General features: G+C 38.1%; 11 protein-coding genes. 3 read left to right on the forward strand and 8 right to left on the reverse strand.

Annotation, left to right across the window (positions count from 1 at the left end; all coding sequences use genetic code 11):
* Positions 1–60 precede the first annotated feature (60 nt).
* The 5 genes from A3EM_RS0115325 to A3EM_RS0115350 form a co-directional block, all read right to left on the reverse strand.
* Positions 61–2,433: an alpha-L-rhamnosidase-related protein gene (locus tag A3EM_RS0115325; protein ID WP_020529106.1), complete on the reverse strand. Its 2,373-nt coding sequence runs from the start codon at positions 2,431–2,433 to the stop codon at positions 61–63.
* 118 nt (positions 2,434–2,551) lie between these two features.
* Positions 2,552–4,189, reverse strand: a complete 1,638-nt coding sequence (locus A3EM_RS42535) for an arylsulfatase (protein ID WP_020529107.1) — start codon at positions 4,187–4,189, stop codon at positions 2,552–2,554.
* A 109-nt stretch (positions 4,190–4,298) separates the two neighbouring features.
* Positions 4,299–5,642: a sulfatase family protein gene (locus tag A3EM_RS0115335; RefSeq protein WP_245576514.1), complete on the reverse strand. Its 1,344-nt coding sequence runs from the start codon at positions 5,640–5,642 to the stop codon at positions 4,299–4,301.
* A gap of 262 nt (positions 5,643–5,904) precedes the next feature.
* Entirely contained in the window at positions 5,905–6,147 is a 243-nt protein-coding gene (locus tag A3EM_RS0115345) for a hypothetical protein (protein WP_157637909.1), read from the reverse strand.
* 161 nt (positions 6,148–6,308) lie between these two features.
* The gene (locus tag A3EM_RS0115350; RefSeq protein WP_020529111.1) at positions 6,309–7,214 is read right to left on the reverse strand and encodes a helix-turn-helix domain-containing protein; all 906 of its coding nucleotides are present in this window, start codon (positions 7,212–7,214) and stop codon (positions 6,309–6,311) included.
* 511 nt (positions 7,215–7,725) lie between these two features.
* Here A3EM_RS0115350 and A3EM_RS0115355 point away from each other — a divergent pair.
* A complete protein-coding gene (locus A3EM_RS0115355; protein ID WP_020529112.1) occupies positions 7,726–8,184 on the forward strand; it encodes a (2Fe-2S)-binding protein in 459 nt (152 codons plus the stop codon).
* A gap of 17 nt (positions 8,185–8,201) precedes the next feature.
* On the forward strand, positions 8,202–10,415 hold the full coding sequence (locus A3EM_RS0115360; RefSeq protein WP_026210320.1) for a molybdopterin cofactor-binding domain-containing protein: 2,214 nt from the start codon (positions 8,202–8,204) through the stop codon (positions 10,413–10,415).
* 122 nt (positions 10,416–10,537) lie between these two features.
* Here A3EM_RS0115360 and A3EM_RS0115370 read toward each other — a convergent pair whose 3' ends face one another.
* Positions 10,538–11,329 (reverse strand): RraA family protein, encoded by a 792-nt coding sequence (locus A3EM_RS0115370; RefSeq protein ID WP_020529115.1) that lies wholly within the window; start codon positions 11,327–11,329, stop codon positions 10,538–10,540.
* Between the two features lie 475 nt (positions 11,330–11,804).
* Positions 11,805–14,222 carry a TonB-dependent receptor gene (locus tag A3EM_RS0115380; protein ID WP_020529117.1) on the reverse strand — a complete coding sequence of 806 codons (2,418 nt, stop codon included), beginning with the start codon at positions 14,220–14,222 and terminating at the stop codon, positions 11,805–11,807.
* 658 nt (positions 14,223–14,880) lie between these two features.
* On the opposite strand from A3EM_RS0115380, the gene A3EM_RS0115385 reads away from it, so the two are divergent.
* The gene (locus tag A3EM_RS0115385) at positions 14,881–16,149 is read left to right on the forward strand and encodes a mandelate racemase/muconate lactonizing enzyme family protein (protein ID WP_169513369.1); all 1,269 of its coding nucleotides are present in this window, start codon (positions 14,881–14,883) and stop codon (positions 16,147–16,149) included.
* Positions 16,150–16,401: 252 nt separating this feature from the next.
* Here the strand turns inward: A3EM_RS0115385 and A3EM_RS0115395 are convergent.
* On the reverse strand, positions 16,402–16,792 hold a 391-nt coding region (locus A3EM_RS0115395), incomplete at its 5' end, for a transposase (protein ID WP_020529120.1).

Consider the following 16,792-nt stretch of genomic DNA (forward strand, 5'->3'; position numbering starts at 1 on the left):
ATGTAGACTCAGTAATATCAATACTTTATTAAAAAATTTATTTTTCATGTAAAATAGAATTTAAAATTTTATCTTATTCATTCCCGCACTTAGCTTTAGCTCCCGCATTTGCCATTGAAGGACTACTTCTATTTTTTCAGGAATTGAAACCGTACCTGTAACTTTCTCATTTTTCTTCTGTAAATCAATTCTAATCTCTCCTTTGGGATGAGGAAATGTTACTTTCATTTCATCACCCTGAGCAAAACTGGGCTTGATTTGTACTTTCTTGAATTCTGGCGTCAGTGGAGATATTCCCCCAATAATTTTCAATAAATGATAGTTGGGACTTGCTCCCCAGCCATGTGATTCACTTCGGCTGTTGGGGCCTGTCTCCGGCCAGGTGGTTACCCCTAATTCCATGACTTCCTCCCATACCTGAAGATTATTTGGATACTCATCAGCTAAACCTGCTTTTTCCAATGCTTCAAATACATAGAATGACCAATAAAGTGTAGCTTGGGTCATTTCTTCATTTTGAAGAACTTTATCCATAATCTTTTTGGCTTCTTCTCCTTGCGAAATCCCTGTTAAAATTGCCATACAATTGGTGTGTTGCGAGAGCATTGAAGCATTATTTGGGACATCGGTAAATAATTGAATTTCCTCGTTCCAATATTTTTCCCGGATACTCTTTGTTAGCTTTTCAGCTGTTTCTGCATAAGTTTTTTCAAAATAAGGATTTCCGGCATATTGTTCTAAGGCAGTTGCCCATTGCAAGGCCATTAAATAATGTAAATCCGCTAATGCTGAATAGCCGTCTTCATCTTGAGGAGTTTCCCCGGCTTTAAATGACCAGTCCACAAACTTGTGATAGTCCAAAGGTTTCAGGGTTGCATTCTCACGTTCTTTTTGTTGAAAATAATTGAGTATCTGACGTACTACAGAAAGTTTGGAAGCAACTAATTCAGGATCTTCAAAGTGCATCATATAATCGTACAACATCCCTATCCAGTAGAGGGAAAAATTAGGAATGTAGTACATACTGTTAGTAGGATATCTTGCCGAAAGAAAGCCTTCATCGTTGATTGACCAGGAAAACTGCTCAATGGCATTTTTCCCTAAAGTAGAATCTCCATAGTTGTAATAGCTTACCAGGGCCTGCACCCGTGTATCACCCTCAAACTGACTTTCCTCATAATATGGGCAGTCCATGAAATGCTCATGTGAACACGCCATTATGGTACGGTGCCCAATTTCCATCATCTTTTGAAATTGATTATTGTCAACAGCACCTTTTTTGTCTTTTAAGGAAAAAGATGCTTTTTGCCGGAAAGGATAATATGACGTTATCCCTGAATAATCATTGACAATAAGTGCCTCCTCCTTGGTTTCAATAGTGAGTTCTACATAACGAAATGCTCTCCACCAAAATGGCTTGAATATTCTGTTTTCTCCTCCATCAGCAATAAACCTATCGTAATAACCAAAAAAAGTTTTTCCTTCTACCTCGTTACGATTGCCTTTATTTTTCTTTTTGGGATCTCCGATATAAGGAGCTTCTACATAAGTACAAGTAATGACTGCATTTTTTCCTTTGCTCACTTCTAATACTGGATACGCAGTCACTTCATACCCCCAGTCCAACACCATTCGAGCTGTGGTGTGGGGTGGAACATAAACTTTTCCCTCTTCTTTTGGAAATTTCCCTTCCACTTTTATATTTTCTTCAATTCTTAAAGATTGAAACTTAGCAGAAGTGAGTTCTTCATGTACCAAAGTTCGAGGAGTTAGTTTCCATCTACTTGCCCATTTACAGCCTTTAGCATAGGCCCTTTCAACTATTTTAGCCGTTTCCCAATAGCTATCCTCAAAACCCCTCTGATTCCAATCCCAAATGAGTTGATTACCTTCTATAATTTCTCTCGAGCCACCACCATAATACCCATTCACTTGTGATGGATCAATCAGATTAGGAGAATAAGCAGAATCGTGTTTTCCCTTCCAATTGTCTTTGTTAGTATTTAAAAACTGATACTGTTTATCATCGGCACAGAGTAAAAAACCAGTTTGAACTGTCAGTCGGGAATCTGGTGGATGCGAGCCATAGTTTAAAACCGAAGCGGCTATAATATTTTTCCCTTCTTTTAGATAAGGGGCAATGTCTGTGCTTTCATAATACCAATGTCTTAAATCCCCTGTCAATGGTCCCCAAGTAACCATTTCTCCATTTACAAAAAGTTGATAGCGTGTATCCCCAGATGTATGCACAATCAGCTGCTCAGGTATCGCATCCAATTCAAAAGCTTTCCTAAAGTAATGCACAGCGTATTCTTTCTGAGGGCCATTAGTGGTTATCCATTGAGCAGGCCAAACTTGAGTAAGATCAACTTTCTGAGCATAAATGTTTAAAGTAGAAAAATACAATATGGACAGAAAGTATATTTTTTTCATTTTCAAGGCGATTAATATATTAAATGTTAATTTTCTAAGAAATCCTTAAGTTTAAGTGATGAAATTACATCCAGTTTTTTTACTTTTTCAGACTTGTTCCTTCCCCTTTCCAACCTTGCTAGAATTTACCTGCCGGAGCCAACCCTCTTTCTTTCTTCCATGCGGCTTTCATGTCAAAAAATTCTTGAGGAGAGACTACCCAGTTCGCTTCAGCCCATGCTTCGTATTTGGCAATCATATTTTTAGCCAAAGCTTCTTGTTGTTCAATGACATTATTCATTTCACTTGGGTCTTCCTTTAGATTAAATAGTTGCCATTCTATCTGAGCATTCCACCCGGTTTCATCTATATAATATTTGTTGCTGACTAATTTCCAGTCTCCTTCACGCATGGCTCTTACACCTTCATGCTCCCAAAACAAAGCATCATGTCCACTTACAGGTTCTCCTTTCAAAGCAGGTAAAAATGATTTACCGGTAGCTTCCGGAATTGATTTACCATTGAGTTCTTTTGGGTATTCTACGCCAGCGATATCCAGACTTGTGGGCAATATATCCATGATATGGCCCAGATAATTGTTATTTAATCCTCCCTTGGCAATTTGCTTTGGCCAGTGAGCAATAAATGGTGTAGCAATACCACCTTCCTGGACCCAGGCCTTGTAATAACGGAAAGGCGTGTTACTTACATTCGCCCAGTGTGCGCCATAAGTAGGAAAAGATCTTTCCGAACCTAATTCACCATCTGTAGGATAAATCACTTTTCGCATACGTTCTGGACTCCCACCATTATCAGAAACAAAAACTATTAAGGTATTGTCTAATTCCCCTTTTTCCTCCAATGCTTTGATTACACGACCTATTCCCTGATCCATGCGATCTATAACTGCGGCATAAAGTGCCATTAACGTTTCAAAACCTTCTCTTTCCTCCTCAAGAATATCTTTCCAAGCCGGTAAATCCTCCGATCGCATAGATAGCGGTGTGTCATCTGAAATAATGCCCATTGCTTTCATCTTCTCGTATCGCTGAACACGCAGGCTGTCCCAGCCCATCGAATATTTTCCCTTATACCGGGCTATATCTTCAGGAAGTGCATGAAGTGGCCAGTGAGGTGCCGTGTATGCCAAATACATAAAAAATGGCTTTTCATCATCCTCTTCTATGAATTGTACAGCATAATCACTGAAAGCATCTGTCATGTAGAAATCCTTACCCGGACGATACAATTCACCATTCAATGTTAACTTCAGGTGAAGTGAGTCTTGCGTTTTTGTATAAGGCTTTAGGTTGTAGTAGCTAGAAGCTCCATTTACGAACGTAAAATCTTTTTGGAAGCCTTTGTGCTTAGGCCAGTATTTTTCTTCGCTACCAACATGCCATTTACCCACGTGGTATGTATTGTATCCCTCAGGCTGAAGCACTTGTGCAATCGTTGGTGCATCTTCACGGATAGCCTCTTCATAACCCGGGCGCCCAAAATCCTGCGTCATTGACCCAATGCCAGCGAGGTGTGGGTATTTACCCGTTAGTAAAGAAGCTCTGGAAGGACAGCATCTGGCAGCATTGTAAAACTTGGTCATTCGCATGCCATTCTCAGCCAATCTATCAAGATTAGGCGTTTGTATTTCGCTACCAAAACAGCCTAAGTCCGAATAGCCCATGTCGTCAGCAAGAATGACAATGATGTTGGGACGGGCATCTTTCGTACTGTCTTCAACGATTTGTTGCTTTTGTTTTGGTTGGCACGAAGCCATGAATATTATTAGAATAAAGGTGTTGATATAATTGAATTTCATATTTTCCAAAGTGTGTGAATTAAGGGTTGGTAATTTTTAAATATTTGGATGGCCTTGCGGGTATAAATCAGTTTCTCACATTTTTATATTTTGCGAGTGCTTCACTTAACATCTTATGAATGGCTTTTTGATTTTCACTCAGGCTATCAACAGAAAGAGGTTCTTCTTCAAACATATCATCCATTACATTATAAAATTTCCCGGTTGTATAAAGCTTGTATTCTTTATTTCTAGCAAATTCCTTTAGTTTCTTCAGCTTTCCTGATTTGGAATACCAGCAGTAAATCCATTCCCTTTTGATTCCTTCTTCACCTTTAAGTTGTGGAAAAAAGCTAATTCCATCAATGGGTAATTCGGAAGGTATATTTATACCAGCAGCTTCAGAAATAGTAGGTAAAAAATCACTAAAATCTACAATGTCTGAGGAGATTTGGTTTTTATTAATGGTACCAGGCCAACTTGCTATTAAGGGAACATGAGTGCCATTGTCAGTAGTTCTACCTTTTCCCCCAGGATATCTAACTCCATTTATTAAAGATACTACTGGTTCGTCTGTACCATTGTCTCCGGTAAATAAAATCAGGGTGTTGTCACTCAATCCCAATTCTTCCACTTTGGTCACTATTTTACCCACGATCTTGTCCATGTAAGCAACCATGTCTTTGAAAAAGACCGTATCCCCTTTGTAATCGAGTGACCCAAAACTTTGTGGGTCCCATTCTTTTGAATCGGGGGTAGGGACAAAAGGACAATGCGTAAGAATCATCGGATAATAGGCGAAAAAAGGCCCTTCCTGATTATCTTCAATAAAATCACACAGGAAATCACTTACGATCTCCGGGCCATATTCCCCATTCTGAAAACGTCTTACTTTTCCATTGAATTCAATAACAGGATTTGAAAAACGTGTATCTTGACCCAATGAGTCCATTCTATCGAGTGATTGTTGCCAAACACAAGATTTATCAAACCCAAAATGCTGTGGAGAGTCCTGCCCTTTCCCCAACTGCCATTTACCTGCTATAGCAGTTTTATAACCTGTATTTTTAAAAAGATTACCAAAGCTCACCTGAGTCCTGTCAAGCTCTCCAAATTTGGTGTAATTTCTAACATTATATTGCCCTGTCATAATCTGGACCCTTGATGGGGTACAAATGGGTTGTGAATGGCAATTTTCAAACCTCATCCCATTGGAGGCTATCTTGTCAATATTTGGTGTATGGTATGAAGTACTACCATATGATCCAATACATTCATAGCCCAGATCATCCGCCATTATCAAAATGATGTTTGGGGGAGATTCCTTAGTGCTATTCTCCACGTCCTGTTGCTTCTCATGTGGTTGACAAGCTGTAATAAGTAAAAAAATTATGCTTAGAATAAGACTATTTTTAAGATATAGCATCTTCATTATTTTATTTTCTTAGAAACTACTGTTTTGGTAAATTTATATTCTTAAAATCGACACTATACTTCTCTTTTTTTGTAATACCATCCCAGTTAGCTATTAGGAAAGGCATTGCCGGCCCCCCCCCCTTTAGTTTTACAAATTGAGTATTCCCGGATATTCAATCCAAGCGTCTCGAACCACCACTGGTTCAGCCATATGAGGTCAATACATTATTTCCATTAATCAACCCAATAGCAGGGTAAAATTTTTTGTCTTTTGCCCGCTACTGAAAACCTTTCACCAATCCATAATTAGCACTTTTCTCCATCAATCCCGAACCGGGATGGCTAAATGATACGATTGTCTTACCTTTTTGTACTTGCAGTTCCTTAAAAGTAGGACCGGTAAGTACCAACTCTTTACCATATGTGATTTTTTTGGCTGCTAAAAACAAGCGGTACCCCACCTCTATTTTGTTCTCAGGGTGGATATTTTTTGCTTTTCCCACATCAATTGTTGTTGCCATAGCCATATTGGAAAGGGAGCACTCTTTGGCTTAGACTCTATGCATTTCCCACTTTTACTATTGAAAATAGAATCACTTACAGATTTAAAAATTTGTTTTACAGCATACACCTAAGATATAATGAGGATGATAAATAATCTTCTATTTGTATTGAGGCTCATTTAGCTAAGGGTTCGATATGCATTGGGTGAATATCCAACCCGTTGCTTAAAAAAACGGCTGAAATGATGTGGGTATTTGAATCCTAATTCGTAAGCAATTTCGCTAATGGATTTAGTGGAATCGAATATTCGCTCCTTTGCCACATCAATTACCTTAGAATGTATTTGTTCCTGTGCTGACTTGCCTGTTTTTTTCTTAATCAGATCCCCAAAATAATTTGGTGATAAATGAAGTTGTTCAGCACAATATTTAACCGAAGGTGGTCCAAGAACTTGTGGCTTATCCGTTTGAAAATAGTCATGCAACAGCGCTTCAAACTTTTCAGAGATCCCTTTGTTGATATTATTTCTACTGATAAACTGGCGGTCATAAAACCGCGCGCAATAGCCTAAGAATAACTCAATATTTGATACAATTAAACTATTGCTATGCCTATCAAGGGACTGATTTAATTCCTGACTGATTTTGGAGAAACAATCAAGCACAATTTGCCTTTCCCGTAGGGAGATATGTAAAGCTTCATGGATGTCATAAGAAAAAAATGAATATTCCTTCATCTTTTTTGCAAGCGATGTACCAAATAGCATGTCCGGGTGAAACAACATCGCATAACCCTCTGGCTGATAGTCTTCACCGTCCTCTTCAATGTTTACTACTTGTCCTGGAGCAATGAATATCAGGGTTCCGTCCTGATAGTCGTAATAATTTCTTCCATATCTGATAGTACAATGCTTACCATGTTTTAAGAACACCGCATAAAATTCAAAACTGATAAAATCTATACCTGGATTTGGTTCTGGTTTCGCTTTAGAAAAATCAACTACACTGACAAGAGGATGCAAAGTTTCAATACCTATAACGGTATTATAATCATGTACGGATTGAACATTAACAACTCTCTTCATAATAAAGTAAAGATACATCCAAATCGCAAATTAACCAGTTCCGTAGTTTTAAGACTGTAATAATGGTAGGAGAATCCGTAATGATGGTAGAGCATTTTATAAAAATATTAGGTAATTTTACTGATTAACTTTGTTACAATAAAGTCAAACTCAAAAATGGTTTTTTTATATATACAGATTTTCTCAATGAAGGAATCTTATCTTTTAAACTATTGTTTACATTGTTATTAACTATTCCATTAGACTTCAAAAAATGGGAATAGGGATTTTCATAGTCACTTAAATGGTAGTAAAAAATTCCAGCTTCCTACCTTTCAGTTTCAAACAACAAGCAACAACCAGTAAAACTGGTAGGTATTTCAGTAATTACGGTTGAATTGCTTATTAAAAATCCAGTATTTTTGTATTTAATCAAACTTTAATCTTTTAAATACAATTTATTCAAAATTTTATTTTTAAATACTTGCTTTCATTGGCAGAGTAGCTTGGTTTTTATTAAAATTTTTAAATCATGGCAGTTTTTAATCTGAATATTAATGGGGAACAGCATCAAGTAGATGTTGATCCTGATATGCCTATGCTTTGGGTACTTAGGGATAGCTTAAATCTTGTAGGGACCAAATATGGCTGCGGTATTGCCCAATGTGGAGCTTGTACTATCCACCTCGGAGACGTGGCTATGCGGTCTTGCATGTTACCAGTTTCACAGGTCGGCAATCAGGCAATTACAACGATTGAAGGGCTATCCGAAAAAGGTGACCACCCAGTTCAGCAGGCCTGGTTAGAACATGATGTGGCCCAATGTGGCTACTGCCAGTCGGGGCAGATTATGAATGCTGCTGCACTCCTGAAATCAAATCCCAAGCCAAGTGATCCGGAAATTGAAGCCGCCATGAATGGGAACATCTGCCGTTGCGGGACTTATGTAAGAATCAAAGAGGCCATAAAATCAGTAACCTCAAATACCTAATCTCAAAATAAGGAATTATGACACTTATAAAAACTCAACATAATCGAAGGTCATTTCTAAAGGTGTCTGCTGCCGCTGGGGGAGGCATGCTTATCGGGTTTAACTGGTTAACCAGCTGTACTTCTCAGGTTAAGGAGGGTATACCGATTCCAAAAGAATGGTTTGAGATAAATGGATATATCAAAATTGGGGATACTGGTCTGGTGACCATCTATTCTCCCAATCCAGAAATTGGACAGAATGTCATGACATCCATGCCCTTGATTGTTGCAGAAGAATTGGATGTAAATTGGGATCACGTTGTAGTTGAGCAAGGTGCGCTAAATCCAGATGCCTTTAAAAAACGTCAGTTCTCCGGAGGTAGTTTATCCATTATGCAAGGTTGGGATGTATTAAGAATGGCTGGGGCAACAGGACGAAGGATGTTGTTAGAAGCTGCTGCCAAAGAATGGGGAGTGGCGGTATCAGACCTGACTGTAAGTGAGGGCATCATTAAAGAAATTAAAGGAGAGAGAACCATTGGTTATGGTGAAATTGCTGCAAAAGCCGTAGATATCAAGGTGCCTGAGGAAGTAGAACTCAAAAATCCAAAGGATTTTAAATTAATTGGAAGTTTCAAAAAAAATGTAGAAGGTCCGAAACTTGTTACCGGAAAGCCATTATTCGGCATTGATTTCATACGAGAGGGTATGTTACTGGCTATGATCGAACACCCACCGGCATTTGGGATGACTGTGAAGGATTTTAACCGAGAGGAAATTGTTTCGATGAATGGGATCAGGGATGCGTTTACAATTGATATTTCAGTTGAAAGTACACGTTTAGTGGCAACGGTATTCCCTCATCTCATTGCAATAGTAGGTGATTCAACATGGCATTTGATGAAGGCCAAAAAAGCCCTGAAAGCAAACTGGGAGTCTATAAGTGAGTTGGAGAATTCCGAAATGCATACCCAACGATTGAAAAGGGATATTGAAAAAGGAGAGATACAGGAAAGTCGTAAAGATGGCAATCCGGAAGTTGCTTTTTCAAAAGCTGCCAAAGTGATTGAAAGAACCTATACGGCTCCGTTTCAGGCACATAATACACTGGAACCCATGAACTTTTTTGCCCACGTTACAGCAAATAAGGCAGAACTCATCGGACCAACCCAAACCCCTGGTGTGCTAAAAAGTAATGCATCTACATTGCTGGGTATTCCCGAAGAAAATATTACCGTTGACATTACCAGAATCGGAGGTGGCTTTGGAAGAAGATTATATGTGCACTACGGATTGGAAGCTGCTGCTATTTCCAAAAAAATGGGTGCACCAATCAAATTGATTTATAGCAGAGAAGATGACATGACTGCTGGTATTTATCGTACCGCTTATCGCTCTACTTATAAGGTAGGATTAGATGAAAACAATAATATCATTGCTTATTCCGCCAGGGGCGTTGGTTTTAGGGAAGGAGCGATTTTCCCAAACCGCTTTCCTGCAGGTACAATTGAAAATTATACGGCCACCAAATTAAAATCGGAGAGTAATATTTCTATGGGGGCATGGAGAGCTCCACGCTCCCACTTTGCAGCTGGGGCAGAACAATCTTTCCTGGATGAAGTGGCTGAAGCAATTGGAAAAGATCCTATTGATTTGCAATTGGAATTATTTGATCGTGCCATAGACAATCCTATAGGTGAAAAGAATGAATATGAAGCAGAACGGTACGCTGGGGTAATTAAATTGGTAAAGGAAAAAGCGAATTGGGGTGTTGAAACACCTGGTATTTATCGAGGATTTGCTGCCTATTTTTGCCACAACACTTATGTTGCTCAAGTTCTGGACCTTATCATGAAAGAAGGTAAACCCATTGTCAATAAAGTATGGTGTGCGGTGGATTGTGGTATTGTGGTAAATCGAGAAGGGGCGATCAACATAATTCAGGGGGGAGTGGTAGATGGCATTGGTCACGCTATGTACAGTGAGATAAAATTTGAAAACGGGTCTCCAACTGACAATAATTTCAATACTTATCAGCTGATCAGGCATAATCAATCTCCCAAAGAAATTGAAGTATTTTTTGTGGAGAGCGAAATCAAACCAACGGGTTTGGGCGAACCAGGCCTGCCACCTGCTGTAGGAGCCCTGGCTAATGCTTTATACAAGGTGACTGGAAAACGATACTACCACCAACCATATGCTACCGCAATTCAGGATCAGTCAACCATTGAAACTACACTTAAAGGATGATGATTGAAGGTAGACCCAAATTATATAAAGTGTGTTATCTAATAAATAGAATTAATCTGTTTATTTATTTAATGGCTCCCATCTTCATGGGGGCCATTAAAATTGATGAAATTTTTACCTGACTAGTCTACAGTAAAGTCCTTTTCAATACCTAGTTTTTCAAATAACCCTTTCCGGGCAGCCTTATCTTTTTTCATAATGATGTGAGCCATTTCAGCAACAAATTTTGCCTGAGATCTTGGAACCACTATCACTCCATCACCATCGGCTACGATTACATCGCCAGGATTTACCAAAACACCCCCAACAACAACTGGTTTCTGAACAGATTCAATTTCGTTTCTCCCGGGCCTGATTCCTCGCCCACGCTTTGAAAGATCCATATACACCGGATTACCCTGCTTGATAATCTCATCCGTATCCCTAACTCCACCTGCAGACACAAGGCCAACGGCCCCCTTTTCTTTCCATATCAGAATATTGGCCGAACCGGTTGAACCCGTATCTCCATCTCCTGCATTATCGATCACAATTACACTTCCTTTTTTCAGATACTCTACAAAGGGTTCTGGAGAAATTTCATTATACCAATTCCCCTCCCATTTTCTGAAATCTTCGGGAGTCATATTTTTAGGAACCTGTCTGTTGGTGGGCACATACCTAGCAGTGACTGCTATTCCACAAAACCGGTGACTAAATTTATCAATATCTTTCCATAAGGCTTCAATCCTAGGATCCATTAGTCCAACATCAGGAAGACTGGCCATATCCATTCCATCCGAAACATCCGCCACCCTCAAATCTGCATATAATTCCAAAATTTGTTCATCGGTGAGCGAAGATGAATGCTCTTGTGAAAATAAAGGGGACAGGGAAAGTAAAAAAGTAACAGAAAAAGCTAATATCATTTTCATATCAAATCATTTTATTTAAAAAAATCAACATTTTAACAAGATATAAATAAATCGATTTGTAGTACAAAAATTCAACACCAAACCCATTAATTTTTATAATCGTGTGGATGTTGTTTTCCCATAAAATGTTGGGGTTACTTGTAAGAAAGTAAAAATGCATTTTCTTATTTTCCATGCATTTTTATACTTCCCTAAATGGCGAATAGGATAATTTTTTTACAATCAAAATAGCATCTTCCCACTCTGCAGGAAGGTATAATTAGCGGATGTATTTGGTTCAGTTGCTATAGTATTCCCATTCCGAGAGTCAAACCAGGTACCTTGTATGTTCTATTTATCTCTCCTTTTGGAAGATCAAGTTAAATTTGCTCGACAGAGCATTGATACCAACTTCATTCTCCGTTTCTTTACTGTTGGCCTCTGGAACAAGGCCTTTCCTGTATCCCCTATCAAATCAATTGGAATATTATTAGAATTAAAACTTATACTTAAAACCAAGCGTAGCTACCTGTGTTTCATAAAAATTTTCATACAAAACTTTAAAACCATCCCCTTCTAATTCCTGCCTGATTCCATATTGATTAAAAATGTCAGTAAAGGAAAAGGTAATTTCTCCTTTATTTTCCATGATTTTCTGTTTAAATCCTAAATCAATGGAGGATCTGGAAAATTGTTTACCTTGTGGTATATTTTTAGGAGCAATATAAAGTGTAGTTATTTGAAAGTCGGTGTTTTCTGATAATGAAAAACTATTTGTCAGCTTCATATCCCAGGTATTATTTTCGGTTTTTTCAATACAAAAAGCCCTTTGGTAAGGGAATAACATGGTTCCGGAAAAAGCATCAATTACGTTGATATACCAATTAAAACTTCCATTTATTCTCCAAATCTCTACAATCTTCTGGGAAAGTAATAATTCTATCCCGGTATTGGTTGCTCTACCAACATTCTGATAAATTTTATTTACAATATCGTAGTTCACATCTGAAGAATCAATACTGTAAACTCTGGTGAATGGATCATCAATTATCCTATGGTAACCAGAAAAATATGCATATCCAGTTGACCAGTCTTTCTTGGCGGCTATTTCAAAGGTTTGGGTAAATTGGGGTCTTAAATAAGGATTGCCAACTTTCATCAATTCAGGATCATCATATTTAGGGAAAACCCGCAAATTAGGCTCCCCTGGTCTATCAACTCTGTTATTGTAGAAAACCGAGATGTTGTGATTTTCATTGAAGATATAAGTTAGCCTAACGTTAGGGTATAGCCTAAAATAATCATAGGCATCATTCTGATCATAATAAATATTTTCCGGGTCCAAATCATAAAAAACATCTACATGTTCGGCCCTAAGCCCTGCTTCTATAGCATAATTCTTTTTTTCAAGTACGTAATTAAAATATCCGGCATAAATATTTTCTCCCCAATCTGACCATTCTCCTAATCCTGGATAAATAACAGATTGTTCTCCTTGTCCTATCGTGTAGGTGACAGGAATTCTCCTGATCTGTAATTTAGTTCCTGCCTCAATTCGGCCACTTTTAAGGGGTTTCACATAATCAATTAAAAAGGGAATGGTATGTTCAGTCGCAATGATATGGGTGGTATCAGCTGATTGCCTGATTGCAGAACTATCCCTTAAATAATAGGTTTCATCTTCCCATCCTCTGGTGTATTGCAAACTAAAATTAATTTCATGTCCGGGTTGTTCAAACTTATGCTTATAATCGGCTCTAAAATTTAGAAACCCGGTCACTTCTTCCTCCCTCCAAGTCCAATAGCGTTCCTGCAGATTTTCGGCCAAATTAATATAAGGGACTTGTGAAGTGTCCACATGACTTTCAAAATCAAAAACTGAGGAGAGTGTTAAAATATCCCTTTCACCAATGTTGATATCCACTCCTCCTTTTATGATATATTGGGTTTGCTTTCTGTTTTCAGCAACTTGTGAAGCAATCGTTTTTCCATCATCGTAATACCTGGTGGTAAATTCATTATTTGGAAGTTTCCTTTGATTTAATACTTCACCCTGCAAAAAGGCATTGATTTTAGATGTTTTATAATTAAGGTTAAAACTTGGAATAATTTTGTGGTTGAAATTGTAGCTTCCTAAACTTGTGGGTAAATCCTGCTTCCTTTTATTAAGTTGCCCCATTCCAAAAGCTAATCCCACATCCCCGTTTAGTCCTGTTTCATTTTCCTTTTTATAAATAAGGTTGATGATACCGGCCATCCCCGATGCATCATATTTTGCTGAAGGATTATTGATTATTTCAATGCTTTCAATATTAGCAATTGGGATATTGTCAAGGCCTTTTTGGTTCCCAAATCCCGTCAGACTCGATTGCTTGCCATCAATCAAAATAGCCACTTGATTACTTCCTCTCAAGAGTACCTGCCCTTCCTGATCTACAGCCACACCGGGCAATGCTTTCATAGCGTCTAAAACCGAGCCTCCCGATTGGGCAAAATTATCTCTAGTTGAAAATGCCTTTTTATCTAATCCTGAGGATACAATCTCCTTTTTGGCGGTAATCACCACTTCATCCAATTCCTCTGTTTGAACCTGTAAGGCTATTTTCCCAAGATCATAAATATTGTTTTTTTTACCCACTAATACGGGAACCTTTGTAGTTTGATAACCTACAAAGGAGCAAATGATCATATATTGCCCTGGTTCAACTCCCGAAAATAAAAAACGACCTTCAGCATCTGCAAGTGTCCCGGAAAGGGTTTCTCCGGTAGCTTCTAAAGTTAAAATTACAGTAGAAAAAGGAAGTGAACCAGTTGTTTCCTCCTCTGTTACTACTCCCGAAACCGTAGCTCTTTCCTGAGCGAATCCAGTAAAGGAATAAAAGGTAAAAAGAATTATAAGAATTTTTCTTTTCATCCACTGATGAGAGAATTAGTTTAATTTGAGTCTGCAATTTAATTATTAATTCTTTTGGATTAAAAAAGAATTATGATTCAGTAATCAAGCCTCATTTTATCAATCTATAACTTGTGTTTTTTTGGTAGTCATTTATAACCAGGCCTGAATGCCAGATTCACAAAGGTTGCTTAAATATTACCAAATCAATTCCAAGACAAAAATTACTTTTCCCAAACATATGAGGAATTATTTTAATCCATAGGTAGGATCAAAAGCTCCTTTTTGGATTTTCCCAACTACTTATAATAATATATTAAAGGAGCTATAATTGATAAAATTATGCAGAATACGGACTCAGACCAATAATTTAGCCCTATAGAACTTATTATGTGCAAACCGGCTACAAACACTATTCCCCTCGGAACCCAATAGAATTTGAATGGTAAATGAATAATACCAATCTGAAAGTTTTTAATCATTTTTTTTTATTCATATAGGGTTTCCACAGTCAAGATGTGGTTAATGGTGAACTTTTTAGAAATAAAATGATCCCCATTTATTTTATTCAATCTTATTTCCATAAATTTCAATAAGTTGGGCTATTTACTCAAAACCTTTTATTATCAATCTGATGTTTTAGCCCAATTATTTTACAAGACTTACCTCTACCATGAAAATGAAACGAAGAAAATTTATCCGAAACCTTGCTTTAACTACATCTGCCCTGACTTTTATTTCTTATTTAGACCTTTTAGCAAATTCACTTGCTGGCAAAGTGAAAATTACGAATGTACAATGTGTACTAACCAAAATAGGCTTTCGGGTCAGCCCGCTTGTAAAAATTACCACGGATGTTGGTCTGGTAGGAATTGGTGAATGTCATCACGATGAAAATGGTTATGGAGCTAAAGATATTATCCAAAATGTATGTAAACCCATACTGATGGGAAATGATCCACTCGATTTAGAATATTTGATATTCAAGATGAGTACCCGTACTTCGTATTTTGGGGGAAATCATGGAATAGCCACCCACGCCATTACTGGAGTAGAATTTGCGCTTTGGGATCTTATTGGAAAGATTACGGAACAACCTGTGCACAAAATATTGGGGGGAGGAAAACATGTCAGTGAAGTTCGTGCATACGCCTCATCTGGACCAAAAAATATGCTGGATATGGATTCCTGTATTGAATTCGCTGAGTTAATGAAAGGACAAGGCTGGACAGCCTGTAAGACTAATATATTAAGAGATCAGGACTGGAGTAAACTCAATAATCGGAGACTTTCAAATCCGGAAGTGGACAGAAACGCAAAGGGCTATGCCAATATGAGAGAGGCTTTGGGAAGTGATTTTGATATTGCTGTTCATTGCCACTGGGAACTTGATTTTGACAGTGCACTACGTTTGGCTAATGGGGTAGCTCCTATCCGACCAATCTGGATGGAAGATCCGCTTCCCATTGCCTATAATGAACAGTGGATAAAACTAACCGAAAGGTCTCCTGTTCCAATCCTGACTGGAGAGAATTTATACACCAGAGATGATTTTCGCCCATTTATCGTAAACCAGGGATTGAACCTGATTGAAATCGATGTATCAATGGCTGGTGGACTTCTTGAAGCCAAAAAAATAGCCGATCTTGCCGAACTCTATTATATCCCGGTTTGCACCCACAATGTTGCTGGTCCTATTGCTACAATCGCTTCTGCTAGTTTTGCCGCATCTGTGCGTGAGTTTGTCGCACATGAAGCTTTTATAGCCAATCCGATTAACCGTAATGGAAAGGGTATTAACGGAGATCCCGATATACTGGGTTATGATAAAGACATGATTAAAAACGGCCACATCCAATTAAGTGACCGGCCTGGGTTTGGTATCAGCCTGAATGAAAAACTGATTCAAGAAAAATATTTAATTGATGGGGAATCCTGGTGGGATTGATAGTTCATAAAATATTCCATCCAGAAAATTAGCACATTCTTAGAGGCAAAATTCTGAACGGAATAAAAGGAAGTGTATAACTAATTCTGTCTGATAGGGATTACTTTTATAGAAATATTTTTTTTGGTTACTTTTCCTGACTGCATAATAATGGTTTTTGGAATAATTGTCAAGGGCAGCCAGGTACTGGCTGTTTATATACCCTTGATAATTATGGAAAAAACCATAACTTGCTGGCTGGAAAAGTAACCATTACCACAACCCCAATGGTACCCTTCCTTCAAAGTGAATGGCTAATTGCTGTAAAATCTGTCCCCAGTTTTGCATAGGCTGTACCCATTTTTTAGAAATATTTTTTGAAGCCAGATAAATTAATTTCAATAAAGCCATATCTGAAGGAAAAACACCTTTTGTTTTAGTCACCTTTCTGACCTGTCGATGGTAGCCTTCCACTGCATTTGCGGCAGCCGCTGCTGTGGTGTAAATTATTTTCCTAATCCCCTGATCATATTTAAAGTATTCAGAAAGTTTCTCCCAGTTGTTTTGCCAGGAGGCGATCACTACGGGATATTGCTTTCCCCATTTTTCTTCTAGATCCAACAAGGCATCTTCTGCTACTTGCTTATTGGCAGCCTGATAAACC

Source organism: Flexithrix dorotheae DSM 6795 (assembly GCF_000379765.1).
Lineage (GTDB): Bacteria > Bacteroidota > Bacteroidia > Cytophagales > Flammeovirgaceae > Flexithrix > Flexithrix dorotheae.